Origin of the sequence: Pseudidiomarina fusca (assembly GCF_032227045.1) — a bacterium.
GTDB lineage: Bacteria > Pseudomonadota > Gammaproteobacteria > Enterobacterales > Alteromonadaceae > Pseudidiomarina > Pseudidiomarina fusca.
In genome coordinates this window covers 63183-79377 of the sequence record NZ_JANFPJ010000014.1, presented here as the reverse complement: position 1 = coordinate 79377, position 16195 = coordinate 63183, and the positions used below count along the sequence as shown (strand labels likewise).

The window sequence follows — 16195 nt, the reverse complement described above, 5'->3', positions numbered from 1 at the left end:
TTTAAATCCTTACCGCGAGTAACGTGCCGTCGCGTAATTGTAAATACAAGGTATCGCCATCGGCTACCGGCGCCACATAAACGCCTTCGCCTACTTCTAAGCGGCCCACGGTGTCACCGCTTAATATATCTAAAAAGTGCAGGTAACCTAAGCTGTCACCCACCACAATGTAATTGCCAAAGCGCACCGGTGCGGTTAAGCCACGGCCGGTATAATCGGTGTTCGACCAGATCTCTACGCCGCCATCAGTGTTCACCGAGCTGACGGTGTCTTCATGGTCAGTTAAGAATAATCGGCCACCCGCCATGATTAGGTTTTGGAACGACGAGTATTCGCGCGTCCACACGGTACGGCCGCTGCGCAATTCGATGGCTGCTAATTGGCCGTTATAGGCTACGTTATACGCTAAGCCACCCGATACCACTGCGGCCGAGTCTAAATCGACCATGCGCTGCAATTCGGTATTGCCTTTAGGTACCGCTAAGCGCGCTTCCCAGGCCGGTTGGCCGTTTTCAGCGATAATCACCATCAACTTACCGGTCGCGGTGCCAACAAACACCCCGCCTGCGGTCATAACTGGTGCGGCCGTGCCACGAAGACTCAAGGCTGGCGATTCAGTGACCATGTCCCACACCTGCTCGCCGGTTTCTGCATCAAGCGCAATCACTTCACCAGTAGCGCCTTTGACAACCACCAAACCGTCGCCCACGGCTGGGTCGGCTAAGATTTCGCTTTGTACTTGGGCATGCCAAATCAGCTCGCCGTTATCGGCATTTAGCACCACCACATCGCCATTCTCACTGGCTAGGTACAAGCGCCCTTCGGCAAAGGTTAAACCGCCGCTGATTCGAACTGGTTCGCCGCTGCTCCAAAAACCACCGCTTTCTAAACCTAACATATCCAGCAGGTTTACTTGCCAAATGGTTTGGCCGTTAGCTTTATTTAATGCGGCTACGACGCCTTCGCGGTCGGCGGCAAAAATACGTTCAGCATCGGTCACTGGGTTTAGGTGCGAGAAGTACTCGCCCACGCCACTACCTACCGACTCGTCCCACACTACCCGTGGCTGCACTTGCTGATCAAACGGCTGCAAGAACTTATAGGTAGGTTCTTCGTCGTCAAATATCGAGCACCCTGCTAGCACTAAACCAGCCAAGGCTACTGCGGTGAGTTTTGCTGTTACTGCTAATTTCATGATGCCGCCGGAATGCTTTTAAGTTTTAAATCAGCCAAGCTGTTCGGATTAGCCGCTACTGCTGCTTGATAGGCTGCACGCGCGCCGGCTAAATCGCCTTTGGCTTGCAACACATCCCCTTTAATTTCAGCTGCGATGGCCTGAAAACCTTCCATAGTTTCTGCGGCTTGCACGGCTGCTAAAGCTGCGTCATATTGCTCTTGGGCGAACAATAAGCGCGCCTGACGGATATCAGCAACCGCTTTCAAGGCACCTTTGGCTTGGTCGCGCACGCTTTGCAACGCGCTTACTGCGGTAGCTAAATCGCCTTGTTTAGCTGCGGCACCAGCTAGCTCTAACGCCGCCAAATGGGCGTAGGTGCTGCCGCTGTTGGCGCTCATAAATTCTTGTGCCGCTACCGAGGCTTGCTCATCTTCCGCGGTAAGCTTAGCAACGATTTGAGCATAGTCGCTCGATTGCTGCTCTTGCTTGGCGATGGTTTGCGCATCGTAATAGCGCCATCCGTAAAACAGTGCAAAACCAATCACTAAGCCAGCAACGATGCCTTTACCGTGATCTTTCCAAAACTGTTTGATTTGTTCGACTTGTTGTTCTTCAGTTTCCATGTTTAACCTCGTTGGTAGCTCTTTTGCATTTCACCCAATAACTCCGGGATGGCGGCGGCGGTGACCGGCTCGGCATCACGGTTACGCAAATGCTTTAATTCATAATCGTTATCGCGTACTACTAGCGCAAAGGTTGCTCCAGATTTGTCCGCTTTGGCTAACTTCTTCTTCATGTTCTGCGCGCCGCTGTGCAGTTGTACCATCAGTTGCGGCTGCAGGTTACGAATGGTTTCGGCAACGGCTGGGGCGTTAAGTTCCCCAGTTTCGGTAGCGCCCATCACGTACACATCAATGCTGGCAGCTGGTGGGATCTTACCTTGTGATTCCAGTAATAACACCAAGCGCTCCATGCCCATCGCAAAGCCCACAGCTGGGGTTGCTTTACCACCAAGCTGTTCAACTAAGCCATCGTAGCGACCGCCGGCACACACGGTGCCTTGCGCGCCTAGTTCGGTGGTGACCCACTCAAACACAGTGCGGTTGTAGTAATCCAGCCCGCGTACCAGGCGCTCGTTCAAGCTGTAGTTAACGCCGGCAGCATCTAAGCGCTGGCATAAACCGTCAAAGTGCGCGCGTGATTCGTCATCCCAGTACTCGGATAAGCGTGGCGCGTTGGCCAAAATAGCTTGAGTTTCTGGTGACTTAGAATCCAATACCCGTAACACGTTGGTGTCCAAGCGACGCTTAGAATCTTCGTCGAGGTGCTCTTCGTGAGCGCGCAAAAATTCGCGCAAGGCTTCGCGGTAGCGAGCACGTGCTTCGTTGGAGGCTAATGAGTTAAGTTGCAGCTCTACTTGATCCGCAATGCCAAACAATTGCCACAGACGCGCCGACAACAAGATGATTTCAGCATCAATGTCTGGGCCTTCCATGCCAAACGCTTCAATACCAAACTGGTGAAACTGGCGATAGCGGCCTTTCTGCGGACGCTCATGTCTAAACATCGGGCCTAAATACCACAGCCGCTGGGTTTGGTTGTAAAGCAAACCATGCTCGTTACCCGCGCGGACGCAGCTGGCCGTGCCTTCTGGCCGTAACGTGAGGCTATCGCCGTTGCGGTCATCGAAGGTGTACATTTCTTTTTCTACGATGTCGGTAACTTCGCCAATTGAGCGCTTAAATAGGTCGGTACTTTCGAGTACCGGCATACGAATCTCTTGATACGAATACTGCGCCGCCACTTGTCGCAATACGCCTTCTACGTACTGCCAAGCAGGCGATTGGCTGGGCAAAATGTCGTTCATGCCCCGAATTGCTTGTATGTTTTTAGCCACGGTTATTCTTTCGCTTTCGTCGTAAACAGATAAAAAATGGCGCCTAGTATACCCTAGCTTTAGCCTTGCTTCACGGGAATCTGTTCGGCCGCCGCTCGTTTTTGCTGGCGTTCCACTTCAGACCGAATATGTTGCTCCAATCTGTCGACTAAGTTATTGTTATCTAAACGTTCTTTTTGGCGCTCGCCATTGAGGTAAAAACCACTCTTATTCTTGGCGCCGGCCAAGCCCACGTGTGAGATCAGTGCTTCGCCCGGCCCATTCACCACGCAGCCAATGATGGACACGTCCATCGGCGTGGTAATGTCTTCTAGCCGTTGCTCAAGGGCGTTCACCGTTGCTATCACGTCAAATTCCTGCCGTGAGCAGCTCGGGCACGCGATAAAATTAATGCCACGGCTACGAATACGCAGCGACTTCAAAATATCAAAGCCCACTTTCACTTCTTCTACGGGGTCTGCTGCTAAGCTGATCCGTAAGGTATCGCCGATACCTTCGGCGAGCAGCATGCCCAAGCCAATAGATGACTTCACCGAGCCACTGCGCAAGCCGCCCGCCTCGGTGATACCCAGGTGTAATGGCTGCTCGATTTGCTTGGCCAATAAGCGATAACTTTCTACCGCTAGGAACACGTCTGACGCTTTCACACTTACTTTAAAGTCTTGAAAATTCAGCCGATCTAAAATGTCCACGTGGCGCATGGCTGATTCAACCAAAGCGGCCGGAGTGGGTTCACCGTACTTTTCTTGAATTTCTTTTTCCAGCGAGCCACCATTCACCCCAATGCGAATAGGAATGCCGCGGTCGCGCGCTGCATCAACCACTGCTCGAATACGCTCTTCGTTACCAATGTTGCCTGGGTTAATGCGCAAACAATCGACACCGTACTCCGCTACTTTGAGCGCAATGCGGTAATCAAAATGGATATCTGCCACCAGCGGAATGGGGCTTTGTTGCTTGATTAACTTAAAGGCTTCAGCAGCATCCATGGTGGGCACACTAACCCGCACCAAATCAGCACCAGCATTAGCGATGGCCTGAATTTGCTTCACCGTTGCTGCCACATCGGTGGTCTCGGTGTTGGTCATGCTCTGAACTGCAATCGGGGCGCCGTCACCAATAGGCACGTTGCCAACGTAGATACGGCGTGATGGTCGACGTTTTATTGGATTGTGATGCATGGGTTACCTATTTGAGTTCAAATTCGATAGTTAAATACAAGAGCGATGTTAGCTGTTGGATATTGGATATTAGGGCTGCCGGCTCCTAGCTGATCGCTGTTGGTGGTTATTCGATGGTCATGGTAACGCTGCGATTGCGGCGGTAGTTGCTTAGATCTACGGGCGCATCGTTATAGGTTATGGTGACCGCTTCGGGTTTACACAAAATCAAGTCGAACGGCGCATTGCCGGTAAGTGGCATGCGATAGCCGGGTTCTTTGACGCCGATAGCGATGTCGTTGCCGCCGGCTTCGGTTACTTTCACCCAACAGCGCTGGCTGAATTCTAAGACTAAGGAATCTTGGCCTGCGGTGTTGCTACCGGTGTTGCCGGAGCTGCCGGTATTGCTACCTGTGGTGCCTGTGCTGCTACCTGTGGTGCCGCTGGTGCTATCGCTGTTACTACCGCTGGTGTTTCCAGCAGAGGTGCCAGTGGTGTTGCCACCTGTGTCACCACCCGTGTTGCCGCTAGTAGTATCGCTGTTGCTATCGCCAGTGCTTCCGCCGGTACTGCTAGCTGTGTTACCGCTAGTGCTTTCACCGTTGTTGCCGCTAGTAGTATCGCTGGTATTTCCGCCGTTGCTGTCGCTGTTACTACCGCTGGTATTTCCACCGCTGCTGCCGCTAGTAGTATCGCTGGCGTTTCCGCTGGTGCTTCCAACAGTGGTGCCGCCGGTGCTGCTACCTGCGTTGCCGCTAGTTTCGGTGTTTCCACCGCTGCTGCTGTTGCTGCCATCGGTGTTGTTGCCAGTGGTGGTGCCGTTGGCGGTGCTACCTGTGTCCAGCGGGACTGTGGTGGCACGGCGGGCGTTGCCTTCGGGGCTGTTGGTTTCGGTGACTTCGCTGCGAGGCTCAACTTGGGCGTCGCTGTCGTTGTTCTGGGAATCTTGCCACCACCAAGCTACGGCCATGGCAATCACAAGTGCGATGATGATGTAGCTGATCAGCATCAGGCGGCTGTCATTGCGCTCGCGGACTTTGCGGCGCGAGAAGCTTTGCATTTTCAGCTCAGCCGCGGGTGCTTCGCCAAAGCCTTGGGCTTGGTAGGCGGCAAAGACTTTGGCGGAGTCGACGTCGAGGGCTTTGCTGATGGAGCGTAAATAGCCGCGTACGTAGGTGGCGGTGCCGAGTTTTTCAAAATCATCGGCTTCGATGGTTTTGATGACAATTAAGCGCAAGCGTAAGCTGTCGGCTACTTGTTGTTCGCTAAGGCCTTTGGCTTCGCGGGCGGCACGCAGGATTTGTCCGGCGGTTTCACCGCTGTAGGCTGCTTCGCTGCTGCTTTGAGACTCGGTTTCTTGACCGGCTTCTTGGCTGTGCTCTTGCCCGGTTTCTTGCCCGGCTTCTTGCCCGGTTTCTTGCCCGGCTTCTTGGCCGCGTTCTTGAGCTGCTTTTTGGCCAGCGGCGGTGCTAGCGTCGGCGTTAGCATCCTTGTGCTCGGCGGCAAAGATGTCGTCGGTTTGTGGCTTGGAGTGATTTGATTTCGATTGCTTATTTGTCATGCGGTGCCACTACTTATTAAGTTGTTGATAATTGCGCGCTTGGTCCGACCGCGGAAAACGCGACAACAAGAGCGCGCCAAACTCATCGCGTTTGTTATGGTTTCTTTGAGCGTGAGCTAATTGCACTTCTAGCCATAAATAACTTGCTGAAAGCTGAGGAAAATCAGCGCGTTGCGCGATAACCTCGGCAGCTTTGGGGTAATTGCCCTGAGCTAATAAAAAGGTCGCATAGCTTTCTAACATGGCGACGCTGCCGCCACTATGATTCAGCGCTAATTGATAATATTGGTCGGCTAATTGCCACTGCCCAGCTAGATTAGCACAGCGCGCTAAGTTCTCATATGTTCCTGCAACTTTAACGTAGCCAGGCTGGTCGATAGCCCGCTGAAATTGCTGTTCAGCTTCGGCAAAGCGCCCTTGGTTACAGAGTAACACGCCTAGGTTGTTGTAATTATTACCATCGGTAGGTTGCAGTTTGAGTGCTTGGCGGTAATAGGATTCGGCTTGCTGGGGATCTCGCACCTGTTGGTAGTAGAACGCAAGGCCCGTATAAACATCTGGATTATCAGGGGTATAGCTAAGGGCGCGCTCTAAATTGGCTTTGGCTTGTTCAAAGTTGCCGCTGCGCAAATACTGCAGACCAAGAGCTAAGCGTGTTTGCGCCGCTTCTTGCGCGTCAAATTGTTGAGCCGGCTGCGATTTGCCGTCTAGGGTTCGCTGACTCACGCAACCACTGGCCAAGGCCAGGCTGACGATCGCGATAAGCAGTGTGTACAGCTGTGTGCGCATGTAAATTCCCCCGTAAAGACAGCTATCTTAACCCGATTACCTTTCAGGTCAAGCAACAGCGCACGGTCGCGGGCTTATTTACAGCGCCTTGACATCGATGCCATCGCCACCGCGTTGGGCTTGCTGCTTTTTCAGAATCCGTTTGGTGCGGTCAATCACATCGCCCACTAACTGGCCGCATGCGGCATCAATATCATCGCCACGAGTACGACGGACGACGACGATGTAGCCTTTTTCCATCAGCACTTTAGCAAAACGGTCAATGCGTGAGTTGCTGGAGCGCCCGTAATCAGAGCCCGGGAATGGGTTAAATGGGATCAGGTTGATCTTGCTCGGGGTATCTTTCAATAACTCGGCAAGTTCCGCGGCCTGTTCCATCGAATCGTTGATGTGGTCGAGCATCACGTATTCGATGGTGATGTTTTTATTGGCTTTAGAGCCGTCGATGTAATCGCGGCTAGCTTTTAAAAACTCTTGAATATTGTACTTTTTATTGATGGGTACGATTTCGTTACGCAGCTCATCGTTGGGCGCATGCAAAGAAATCGCCAAGGCCACGTCGATTTGCTCTTTGAGCTTATATAAAGCCGGCACCACGCCCGAGGTACTCAGGGTGACGCGACGTTTGGACAAGCCAAAAGCGTTGTCGTCGAGCATCAGATCCATGGCTGGCACCACATTGGTCAGGTTGAGCAAGGGCTCGCCCATGCCCATCATCACCACGTTCGTCACGGCTTTCACGCCAGTATCGCCAAAGGCTCCTAGCAGTTTGTTCACCCGCCACACCTGGCCAATGATTTCGGCCACGCGCAAGTTCCGGTTGAACCCTTGCTGAGCCGTTGAGCAGAAAGTACATTCCAGCGCACAACCTACCTGCGAACTCACGCACAAAGTGGCGCGGTCACGATCTGGGATCCAAACCGTCTCCACGTCTTGGCCATCAAACAAGGTCATTGCGAACTTGATGGTGCCATCGGCAGACTGCTGCTGCAGCCGCACTTCAGGGGCACGCACCTCGGCAACTTGCTTAAGCTTTTCGCGCAACGCCTTGTTAAGGTTGGTCATTCGGTCAAAATCATCAATGCAGAAATGATACAACCACTTCATCACCTGATCAGCGCGAAATGGTTTTTCGCCCAATTCTTGAAAGAACTCACGCATTGCGGCGCGGTTCAAATCGAGCAAATTCACTTTTTTATCAACTGCATTCATTTAATTAAAACCTTAGTGCGATATTGGGTATTCGTAATTCGTGGTTCGTACGGTCACTGCGTTCACTGTTCGTCCGCTACGCTATTCGCGAACAGCGCAAAGCGCGGACGAACAGCGAAGCGTACGAATAACGATTAACGCTCTTACTATTAACGAGTACGAGCGCAGATTTCTTCGTCGCTGAAGAAGTACGCGATTTCACGTGCTGCTGATTCTACTGCGTCAGAACCGTGTACTGCGTTCTCATCGATAGATACAGCATAGTCTGCGCGCAAGGTACCTGCCAGTGCGTCAGCTGGGTTGGTAGCACCCATGATATCGCGGTGACGTTTAACCGCGTTGTCGCCTTCAAGTACTTGCACCATGATTGGGCCAGAGGTCATGAAATCTACCAACGCGCGGAAGAAAGGACGCTCTTTGTGTTCAGCGTAGAAGCCTTCTGCTTGCTCAGTGCTCAGGTGCATCATTTTAGCTGCAACGATACGGAAACCAGCAGTTTCGAAACGGTTGTAGATAGCGCCGATGACGTTTTTGCCAACAGCGTCTGGCTTGATAATTGATAAAGTGCGCTCTAAAGCCATGATTTTCTCCAATCAAGTTTAAAAGTTAAAGGGTCAAAATTTTAGTCGCGCGGATTATACATGAACGCCGCTGGCGCGGCTAGTGCGGGAGGAACTTGCGGACCCAGCTCCGGAGCTGGGTCCGCAAGTCTTTCAAGAGGAGGTGGTAAAATAGCTCATCGGTAATTCACGGCTGAGTGCAAAAAGCACGGCAGTGGCGGGATGTGGTTGCTGATGGGGATTGTTTGGTGATGGGTGAAACTGGGTGATTGGCTGCTTGTTGCGGCTGAATTTACGCTACTGGGGCGCTTACGGTTGTAGGTGGTTTGCGCCAATTACCGGCGCAGTTTGGCGGACATTAGGGCTAGTTAGTCACTTACACCTGCACTTTTTATCATTAGAATAAGGATGTTATCTATGCATGGTTTAGGACGAGTTTTGGTGGTTGGAGCGCTGGCTTTGGCTTTGCAAGGGCTGGCCAGCGGCACTGCGCAGGCACGTAGTTACGGTTATCGACCGGCGCCGCCACCTGCTCCCTCGTTTGATTTTCTGAGTGCCGGTTTTGCCAGTGGTAAATGGGGCGATGACTGGGCCAACGGCGCTATTGTGGGCGCATCTTTTATGTTGACCGATGCTTGGTTTGGCTACCTGAATGCGGACCGCGAGAGTCTGGATGACGCCTCGATGACGACCCTTAATGCGGGCTTGGGATACGCCCACAGTTACCGTCAGAACACCGTGATTTATGGCGGCTTTGGCTTTATTCAGGGGCGGATTGATTGGGGTGACCAAGCCGATGCTATCGGGGCGGTGACCGAGTCTGGCTACGAACTCAATGTTGGCGTGCGACATCGGGTGAATCAGCAGTTAGAGCTTGATGCGCGCTTTGGCCATGTGGATCTCGGCGCCGGAGACCAAAATTTGCGTTTGCTTGGGCGCTACTATGTGAATCAACGCTGGGCGGTGGAGCTCGGCTACACCTTTGTTAATTCCGACAGTGCTTTGGCGCAAGTCGGTTTCAGCTATCATTTTTAATTGGGTTTGATGTTCTCTGCCGGTTGCGGTCGTCAGCACGACGGCCGCAGTTTTAAGTTTAAGCTCAGTTATAAGTTGAAACGCAACTGTACTTGTAAGCCACCGAGGTGGCTAGGTCCCAACTGCATCTCCACGCCATACAAATGCGCCAGCTCGGCCGCAACCGTTAAGCCAATTCCACTACCCTGCACCGACATGTCATGACGTTTGCCTCTTGCTAAAGCTTGCTGGCACTGCTCGTTGGTCATGCCCGGGCCATCATCATCGATTTGTAGCAACAGCGTTGGTGGTGCTGCCGTGGCATCAGCCACGCCTTTAACGTTGCCAGTGACTGTGGCAGCGGTGGTGGTGGTAGAGATAGTTGCGCTGAAACTCAGTTGCTGATGGGAATATTTCAAGGCATTTTCTAACAGGTTGCCGACAATTTCTTGTAAATCCGGTGCTGCTACGGGTACGGCGATGGCGGCTAACTGCGGCTGGTCAAGCTGGCTGTAACTGAACTTGCGTTGGCGCTGCTTGGCCATGCTGGCGATGGCTGCGAGGATCGGCTGTAGCGCTGCTTGCAGATTCGCATGAGCCGCGAGCTGGTGAGTACCTACTGCGGCTGCGCGCGCTAAATGGTGCTGTACCACTTGGTCCATGCGGTGGATTTCTCGAGTGAATTCAGCAGCAAGCTGCGGCGGTAGTTCGGCTAGTTGGCTTTGCATCACCGCCAACGGCGTTTTGAGGCTATGGGCCAAATTCGCAGCGGCGGCACGGCTATGTTCAAGCAGCTTTTCATCGCGCTCAAGCACGTCGTTAAGTGCCTCAGCTAACGGCTTGAGCTCACTGCTTAGAGCGGCGCTATCGAGCCGCGATGAGGGACTTGCGGACCCAGCTCCGGAGCTGGGTCCGCAAGTTCCTCCATGGCGGAGCCGCTGCAGTTGGTGGCTGAGGCTGGCGAGGGGGGCGAGTACCCAGCGCAGTTGGACGGCGAGAAATAGTAGTAAGACGGCGGCTAGGCCGGCTAGCGCGAGCCACAACACTTGGTTAAAGGCAGCGACTTCGCGGTCGATTTCGGCCACGGGGCCGCCCACCATCACATGAATCGGCTGTTCGAGCTGAGCGAGCAAATAATCTCGTTCAGACACGCGTAAGGCTTGCTGCTGCGGGCCAATGCCGGGGCGCAAGATCAAGTTATTCACAACGCCATCTACGCTCGGTTGCAAGCGTTGGTCCCACAGCGATCGCGACAGCGCGAGGGTTTGTTCGGCACTGCTGATCTGCCAATACCACCCCGAATAAATCTCATGAAAGCGATGGTCACCTAACTTATCTTGAACTTCTAATTCGCCCATGGCGTTCACTTCTAAGGCAGCCACCAGCACGTTCTGCCAAGCCGTGAGGCGAGCATCAAACGAGGCGGTAACTGAGCGTTCGAAGGCATGACTGAGGGCCCATCCAGCGCTAGGCAGAGCTACCAACAGCAACACCAGGCCAGCGATTATCGTGCGCTGACGTATGCTGATGGGTGGTACCGTGCGAGTCGCTTTTGCCATGTTAATCAACCGCTGGGGCTTGCACGCGATAGCCTTGGCCACGAATGGTTTCGATAAAATCGCGGCCGAGTTTTTTGCGTAGCCGGGCGACTTGAACATCGATAACATTGGAGTCCGGCTCTTCGTCGCGGTCGTACACGTGGTCGTGTAACTCGGTGCGACTTACGATACGACCGCTGGCATGCATTAAGTAGCTGATCAGCTTGGTTTCTTGTGCGGTAAGCTTAACCGGCATGCCCTGCTTGCTGAGCTGATTGGTGAGGGTGTCGAAGACCACCTCACCAACGGTTAAATGTGGGTGAGCTTGGCCGTAACTGCGGCGGATAAGCGCCTTAACGCGCATTAATAATTCCGCCACCGCAAAAGGTTTCACCAGGTAGTCATCAGCGCCAGCATTAAAGCCGCTAGCTTTATCGGCCCACGTGCCGCGCGCGGTTAAGATCAGCGTAACTATGCCAATGCCAGCTTGACGCCAGCGTTGTAACCAATCGCTGCCTTGGCCGTCGGGGAGGCCCAAATCTAAGATCAGCAAATCAAACACTTCAGTGCTTAACAAATAGTCAGCCGCGGCGCCGGTACCGGCATGGTCGACGTTATAGCCGGCCTCGGTCAGCACCTTGGTGAGGTTTTGCGCTAATTTGATATCGTCTTCAACAATCAAAATTTTCATGCAAGTTACTCATAACCGATGGTTCCTAGCTGATGGTTCCTAGCCCATCATTCATGGCCCATCATTCATGGCCGATAACTCATGGCTGTTTGCTCATGGCTTTTAACTGACGCCCTTCTACGCTCATTAGCTCGCCGGTACGGGCGGCAAATTCAAACTCGGCCCGTTGCCCTTGGGGGCCGATCATCTCTATCTCGTAGACGAGCATACCATCATCGTCTTCTAATTCTATCTCCACGATTTCGCCGTCATAGCGCTCGCGTAAATACGCCAAGATCACTTCTAACGACACCACTTCGCCCGCTTGCACTTGTTGGTACAAACGTTGCTGTTGCTTGTTGTCGGGCCAGACGCCGGCGGGCGCAGCCAGAGCCGCTTGCAGGCCCCAACTAAGACTGGTGACAAAGATGAGATAAGATAACTTGTTCATGGCGCTAAGCTTACCCGAAAAACGGTTCACGAACATGAACCAAACATGAACGAGTGGTTCATACTAGGCTCATTGATAGGCTGATAAGATAGCTGCAACATCAACAAAGGAGTACCGACTATGTCAAACAAAAGCTTGGTAGTAAGTTTAGCAGCCGTATTACTAATGGGCACAACTGCCGTAGTTGCAGCTAACTCAGCGGTTACCGCCAACAGCCAAATGGAGCAGTTGCAAGCGCTTAAGAATTACGGCTATACCCATGTTAATGAGCTGGAGTGGGATGATCATCGCCCGCAACTGGAAGTGGAAGGTTGGCTAGCCGATAACTGTTTTGCCGAAGTGACGTTTCAGGGCGCAGGGGCCGCAGCTGAAGTGAAGCACGAGCGCAAAGAAAGCAAGATCGTACAGCCGTGGGGCCTGACCTTGACACAAGTTGAACAAGTGATGCAACAGGCGAATAGTCAAGGCATGGCGGTGTTTGAAGAGATCTCAATTGATGATAGCGGTCGTATTGAGATTGAAGGTGACAACGCCAACGGTCGTGAACTAGAGCTGCGTTTTCATATCCGCGAGCTGTAACTAACGCCCCCCCTCTGCAACGATAACAGCAACGATAACAAACGGGTGGCCACGTGCGTGTGGTCGCTCGTTTTTGTTGCAGTGGCTTGATCAGAGGCTTTACAAACTATGGCTGCAGGCGTAAAGTAACACCATCCAATACAGGCATCTAGACGTCTATTCGCAGGATGTCTTTTCGTTCTTTTGCGACGGAGTTTACAAGTTATGACGCAACAAATTACGTTAGGCGGCGGTTGTTTTTGGTGCCTCGAAGGCGCCTTCAAGCAAGTACGTGGGGTATTAAAGGTGCAGTCGGGTTATGCCGGCGGCCATAAAGCCGAACCTACCTACGAAGAAGTCTGCAAGGGCGATACCGGCCACGCTGAGGTGGTACAAATCACTTTTGAGCCGACCTCGCTGAGCGTGCGCGAGATTTATGAGATCTTTTTTGCACTGCATGACCCCACTCAGGTCAACCGTCAAGGTAACGATATTGGCAGCCAGTATCGTACCTCGATTTTCTATCAGACCGATGAGCAGCAGCGTTTGGCGCAAGAAATCATTGCGGAAATGGAGCGCGAGCAAACCTGGGATGCGCCTATTGTGACCACCGTTGAGCCGCTGGAAAAATTCTGGCCGGCCGAAGAATATCACGACAACTACGTGGAACGTAATCCTGAAAATGCCTACTGCCAAGCAGTGGTACATCCTAAGTTGGCGAAGTTTAAGCGGACTTTTGCTGAGAAACTTGACGGCTAATATTTGCGGTTAATATTTGCAGTTAATAAAAAAGGGCTTACCCGATGGGTAAGCCCTTTTTGCTTTCCAACCTATCTTCCTAGTTGTTTTCCAAGCCTTTATTTCTCAGTTACTTCAGCAAACGGCTTGGTTAAGCGCAGCGGGTCTGGCGTCCAGCTTGAGCTGCGCTGATAGGCTGCGGTTGGCACTTCAATCAAGCTAGCTGCATCAACCGGTACCGGTTCTTCACCGGTTTCGCTGGCTTTGTAATAAGTCATTCCACCTGCCATAAAGTACATTTTGCCTGGCTCAACGTAAATATTGTAAGGACCAGTACCGTACGGGAACTTACTACTTGATAGCAGCGCCATCACACCATTATCGTAGCTCGCCACAAATCGACGGAAGCTACCACCACATTGGTCTTGATAGCAGCTCTTACCAACTAAAATACTATTGCCATCAACATCTTCCCAGTTCCCAGATGGTAAGCTACGTGGCTCGATGCTAGCCGAGAGGCAGTCGTCCCACATATCACCACCCGGTGCGACTTCATCACACTCAATATCGACGATATAATAGTTACCATCGCTGCTGTATCGATAGCCACCACCACCAATGCGAGCGGTTAATGGCGTTAACGTACCCTCGCCATTAACGCCATCCCAGATGGTCTTATCGGCAATCATGTTGGTGGTATCCAAGCTGTGATCGATGCTAGGCATATTGTTGGTATTCCATAACTCGCCGCCGTTTTTAAGATGACGCTTGGTAAGCACAATTTGCGCATGCTCTTGGTCGTCTAACAGATACAAATCTTCAGCGTAGTAATTCATGTTTGGATCGTTATACGTGAGCGTTAACTTCGTTTTGTCTGGGCTTAACTCGTAGCTACCACCTTCGATCACGTCGCGATCAAAAGTACCGCTAAATTCAGACGTGGGGTAAAAACTATAAGCCATGCGGGTAAAGTAATACACATCGTCGGGCAAACCATCAAACGTCAAGTTATTGTAAGCGTAAAACTCACCGTAGTAGGCATATTCCGTTGGCGCTGATAGATCAAACGTGAGATCTTTAATCAAACTTTCAGCTCGCGTGTAGGTGTTGGTGTATGCACTCCCCTCGGGTGATACCGCAGGTAGTTCTAATTGCTCACCTTCGTATTCAAACGGAATAGGTGCCAACTCGAGTTCATACGATTCATAGATAGTCAGACTCGCACCCACCACACTTAACGGCATCGCTTCTAGATAACTACTCACAGTTAATGGCACACTGCCAGCGGTGGTTGAGCCTTCTTGGCTGGCTACAAATTTTGCTAGTAAATCAGCATCATAAAGATGGCCATAATTATTCACAAAGGAGTTTAATGGGATGAATCGGGCTGTTGTTTGCAACGGACCAAGCCACTTACCATTGACAAAAGGCACATGCTCTGACTCACCATCATAAAAGCCCTGTCTAAAGAGCGCGCCGTCTTCATCAATAGAGTAGCTGACATAGTTTTGGTGAGCATTATAACGGTGGTAATCGAAGAACAGCATGTAAGCACCAGCAAGCTCAGTCGGATCAAGGGCTGGTACTAATTCGCTATCGGCTGCAGTGGCAGCAATCATGGCTTGTAAATCACCGGCGGCATCGGCCTGTGCCAACAACATATTGTAGGCATCGGCATCGTTTAAAAAGTCAGCGATACTCGTGAAACCTTCCGGCAAACTATAATTTTCGTCATCGACTAAGAGTTTAATCAGTGCTGCCATCTCCATGGTTAAGTAACCATCAAGTTGCATCAGCAACTCATTGAAATTAGCCGCTGTGATCGGAGCATCCTGCGCCAATACTTCTAATTGCTGGTTGATGGCAGTGGTGACGTGGGTGATCACCACGTTGCTTGATTCTTCCGCCGACAACACGCGGTCATCTCCTGCGAGCGCCAGGAGTTCAGCCACTGTGGTTAACCGCGAGTTCAAAGTGACGTACTCTTGCTCACCGGCGCCGGTGGCAGTGATTTTAAGTACGGCATCGCTGCTTAAATCCAACAGTTCTAAATCTAAGCTGAAATAACCATCGGCATCGGCTGTGGTGGTGAACGTTTGCTCACCCACGGTTAAGGTGATGGTGGCATTGGCAATCGGCGAGTCAATAGCGCGACCTGCAATGGCAACCGTTTGCGCAACAATCACAGTAACGCTGCCGGTGCCTTCGGCCTCACCGTCGGTACCTGTGTAGGTGAAGGTATCGGTGCCAGCAAAACCTGCATCTGGGGTATAGACGATTTTGTTGTCGACAATTTCAGCGGTGCCATGCTCAGGCTCGGTCACGCTGGTGATTGCTAACGCCACGTCCAGTTCGCTGCTATCGTTTGCTAACACATCGATGGTAACGGCCGTATCGTTACTGGTGCTGGCACTATCATCGGCCGGGGTGTACAGCTCAAGATCTCGGCATTCGATGGTTAAGTCATCAATATCAGCGTTGGCGAAAGTAAAGCTGCTAGCTGAGGTAATGCTGCACGATTGCAAGGTAGGAATGGCGCTTAGCTCGACCGCTACTGTGTCACCACTATCGAATTCGTTGGTGAATTCGAAGCTTCCGTCGGCGCTTATGGTCAGGGTCTCATCAGCGGCGGTAACGCCTAGTTCGCCGTTAAGTCCACTCACGCTGCCGGCCAGAGTAAAGGGGCCTTGCTCTTCAAGAATGGGTGGATCGACATCATCGCTACTACTGCCGCCACAGGCGGTAAGCAGTGAGATACAGATAAGCGATAGTGCGAATTGATTGTTTTTTTTCATTTTGCATTCCTATTGCTGGATTAATAACTGTTGTTCGTTGCTTACTATGTAGCCATGTTAACAAGCTGTAAACTA

At 52.0% G+C, this 16195-nt stretch carries 15 protein-coding genes; 3 read left to right on the top strand and 12 right to left on the bottom strand.

Annotated features, from left to right (window positions below):
• Nucleotide 1 precedes the first annotated feature (1 nt).
• The 8 genes from bamB to ndk form a co-directional block, all read right to left on the bottom strand.
• Nucleotides 2-1195 carry an outer membrane protein assembly factor BamB gene (gene bamB / locus NOG12_RS08740; protein ID WP_313933015.1) on the bottom strand — a complete coding sequence of 398 codons (1194 nt, stop codon included), beginning with the start codon at nucleotides 1193-1195 and terminating at the stop codon, nucleotides 2-4.
• Nucleotides 1192-1800, bottom strand: a complete 609-nt coding sequence (locus NOG12_RS08735) for a YfgM family protein (protein ID WP_153826851.1) — start codon at nucleotides 1798-1800, stop codon at nucleotides 1192-1194. Before NOG12_RS08735 ends, bamB begins: the two co-directional genes overlap by 4 nt.
• 2 nt (nucleotides 1801-1802) lie before the next feature.
• On the bottom strand, nucleotides 1803-3074 hold the full coding sequence (gene hisS, locus NOG12_RS08730; RefSeq protein WP_313933014.1) for a histidine--tRNA ligase: 1272 nt from the start codon (nucleotides 3072-3074) through the stop codon (nucleotides 1803-1805).
• Between the two features lie 59 nt (nucleotides 3075-3133).
• On the bottom strand, nucleotides 3134-4255 hold the full coding sequence (gene ispG / locus NOG12_RS08725; RefSeq protein ID WP_110076514.1) for a flavodoxin-dependent (E)-4-hydroxy-3-methylbut-2-enyl-diphosphate synthase: 1122 nt from the start codon (nucleotides 4253-4255) through the stop codon (nucleotides 3134-3136).
• A gap of 106 nt (nucleotides 4256-4361) precedes the next feature.
• Nucleotides 4362-5795, bottom strand: a complete 1434-nt coding sequence (locus tag NOG12_RS08720) for a RodZ domain-containing protein (protein WP_313933013.1) — start codon at nucleotides 5793-5795, stop codon at nucleotides 4362-4364.
• Between the two features lie 9 nt (nucleotides 5796-5804).
• Entirely contained in the window at nucleotides 5805-6584 is a 780-nt protein-coding gene (pilW, locus tag NOG12_RS08715) for a type IV pilus biogenesis/stability protein PilW (RefSeq protein ID WP_313933012.1), read from the bottom strand.
• Between the two features lie 78 nt (nucleotides 6585-6662).
• Nucleotides 6663-7796 carry a dual-specificity RNA methyltransferase RlmN gene (rlmN, locus tag NOG12_RS08710; protein ID WP_110076511.1) on the bottom strand — a complete coding sequence of 378 codons (1134 nt, stop codon included), beginning with the start codon at nucleotides 7794-7796 and terminating at the stop codon, nucleotides 6663-6665.
• Nucleotides 7797-7945: 149 nt separating this feature from the next.
• Nucleotides 7946-8377 (bottom strand): nucleoside-diphosphate kinase, encoded by a 432-nt coding sequence (gene ndk, locus NOG12_RS08705; RefSeq protein WP_153826856.1) that lies wholly within the window; start codon nucleotides 8375-8377, stop codon nucleotides 7946-7948.
• 396 nt (nucleotides 8378-8773) lie between these two features.
• Here ndk and NOG12_RS08700 point away from each other — a divergent pair, with 396 nt between their 5' ends.
• Nucleotides 8774-9391: an outer membrane beta-barrel protein gene (locus tag NOG12_RS08700; RefSeq protein ID WP_313933011.1), complete on the top strand. Its 618-nt coding sequence runs from the start codon at nucleotides 8774-8776 to the stop codon at nucleotides 9389-9391.
• A 68-nt stretch (nucleotides 9392-9459) separates the two neighbouring features.
• On the opposite strand, the gene NOG12_RS08695 is transcribed toward NOG12_RS08700, so the two are convergent.
• The 3 genes from NOG12_RS08695 to NOG12_RS08685 all read right to left on the bottom strand — a co-directional run bounded on the left by NOG12_RS08695 (nucleotide 9460) and on the right by NOG12_RS08685 (nucleotide 12029).
• Complete coding sequence (locus NOG12_RS08695) at nucleotides 9460-10929, bottom strand: ATP-binding protein (protein ID WP_313933010.1); 1470 nt, start codon at nucleotides 10927-10929, stop codon at nucleotides 9460-9462.
• Between the two features lies 1 nt (nucleotide 10930).
• Nucleotides 10931-11599, bottom strand: a complete 669-nt coding sequence (locus NOG12_RS08690) for a winged helix-turn-helix domain-containing protein (protein ID WP_110076507.1) — start codon at nucleotides 11597-11599, stop codon at nucleotides 10931-10933.
• Between the two features lie 79 nt (nucleotides 11600-11678).
• The gene (locus tag NOG12_RS08685; protein WP_313933009.1) at nucleotides 11679-12029 is read right to left on the bottom strand and encodes a PepSY domain-containing protein; all 351 of its coding nucleotides are present in this window, start codon (nucleotides 12027-12029) and stop codon (nucleotides 11679-11681) included.
• Nucleotides 12030-12149: 120 nt separating this feature from the next.
• On the opposite strand from NOG12_RS08685, the gene NOG12_RS08680 reads away from it, so the two are divergent.
• Both NOG12_RS08680 and msrA read left to right on the top strand, forming a co-directional pair.
• A complete protein-coding gene (locus tag NOG12_RS08680) occupies nucleotides 12150-12608 on the top strand; it encodes a hypothetical protein (protein WP_313933008.1) in 459 nt (152 codons plus the stop codon).
• A 204-nt stretch (nucleotides 12609-12812) separates the two neighbouring features.
• Entirely contained in the window at nucleotides 12813-13346 is a 534-nt protein-coding gene (gene msrA / locus NOG12_RS08675; RefSeq protein ID WP_313933007.1) for a peptide-methionine (S)-S-oxide reductase MsrA, read from the top strand.
• 98 nt (nucleotides 13347-13444) lie between these two features.
• Here the strand turns inward: msrA and NOG12_RS08670 are convergent, their stop codons facing one another.
• Complete coding sequence (locus NOG12_RS08670) at nucleotides 13445-16120, bottom strand: Ig-like domain-containing protein (RefSeq protein ID WP_313933006.1); 2676 nt, start codon at nucleotides 16118-16120, stop codon at nucleotides 13445-13447.
• Between the last annotated feature and the right edge of the window lie 75 nt (nucleotides 16121-16195).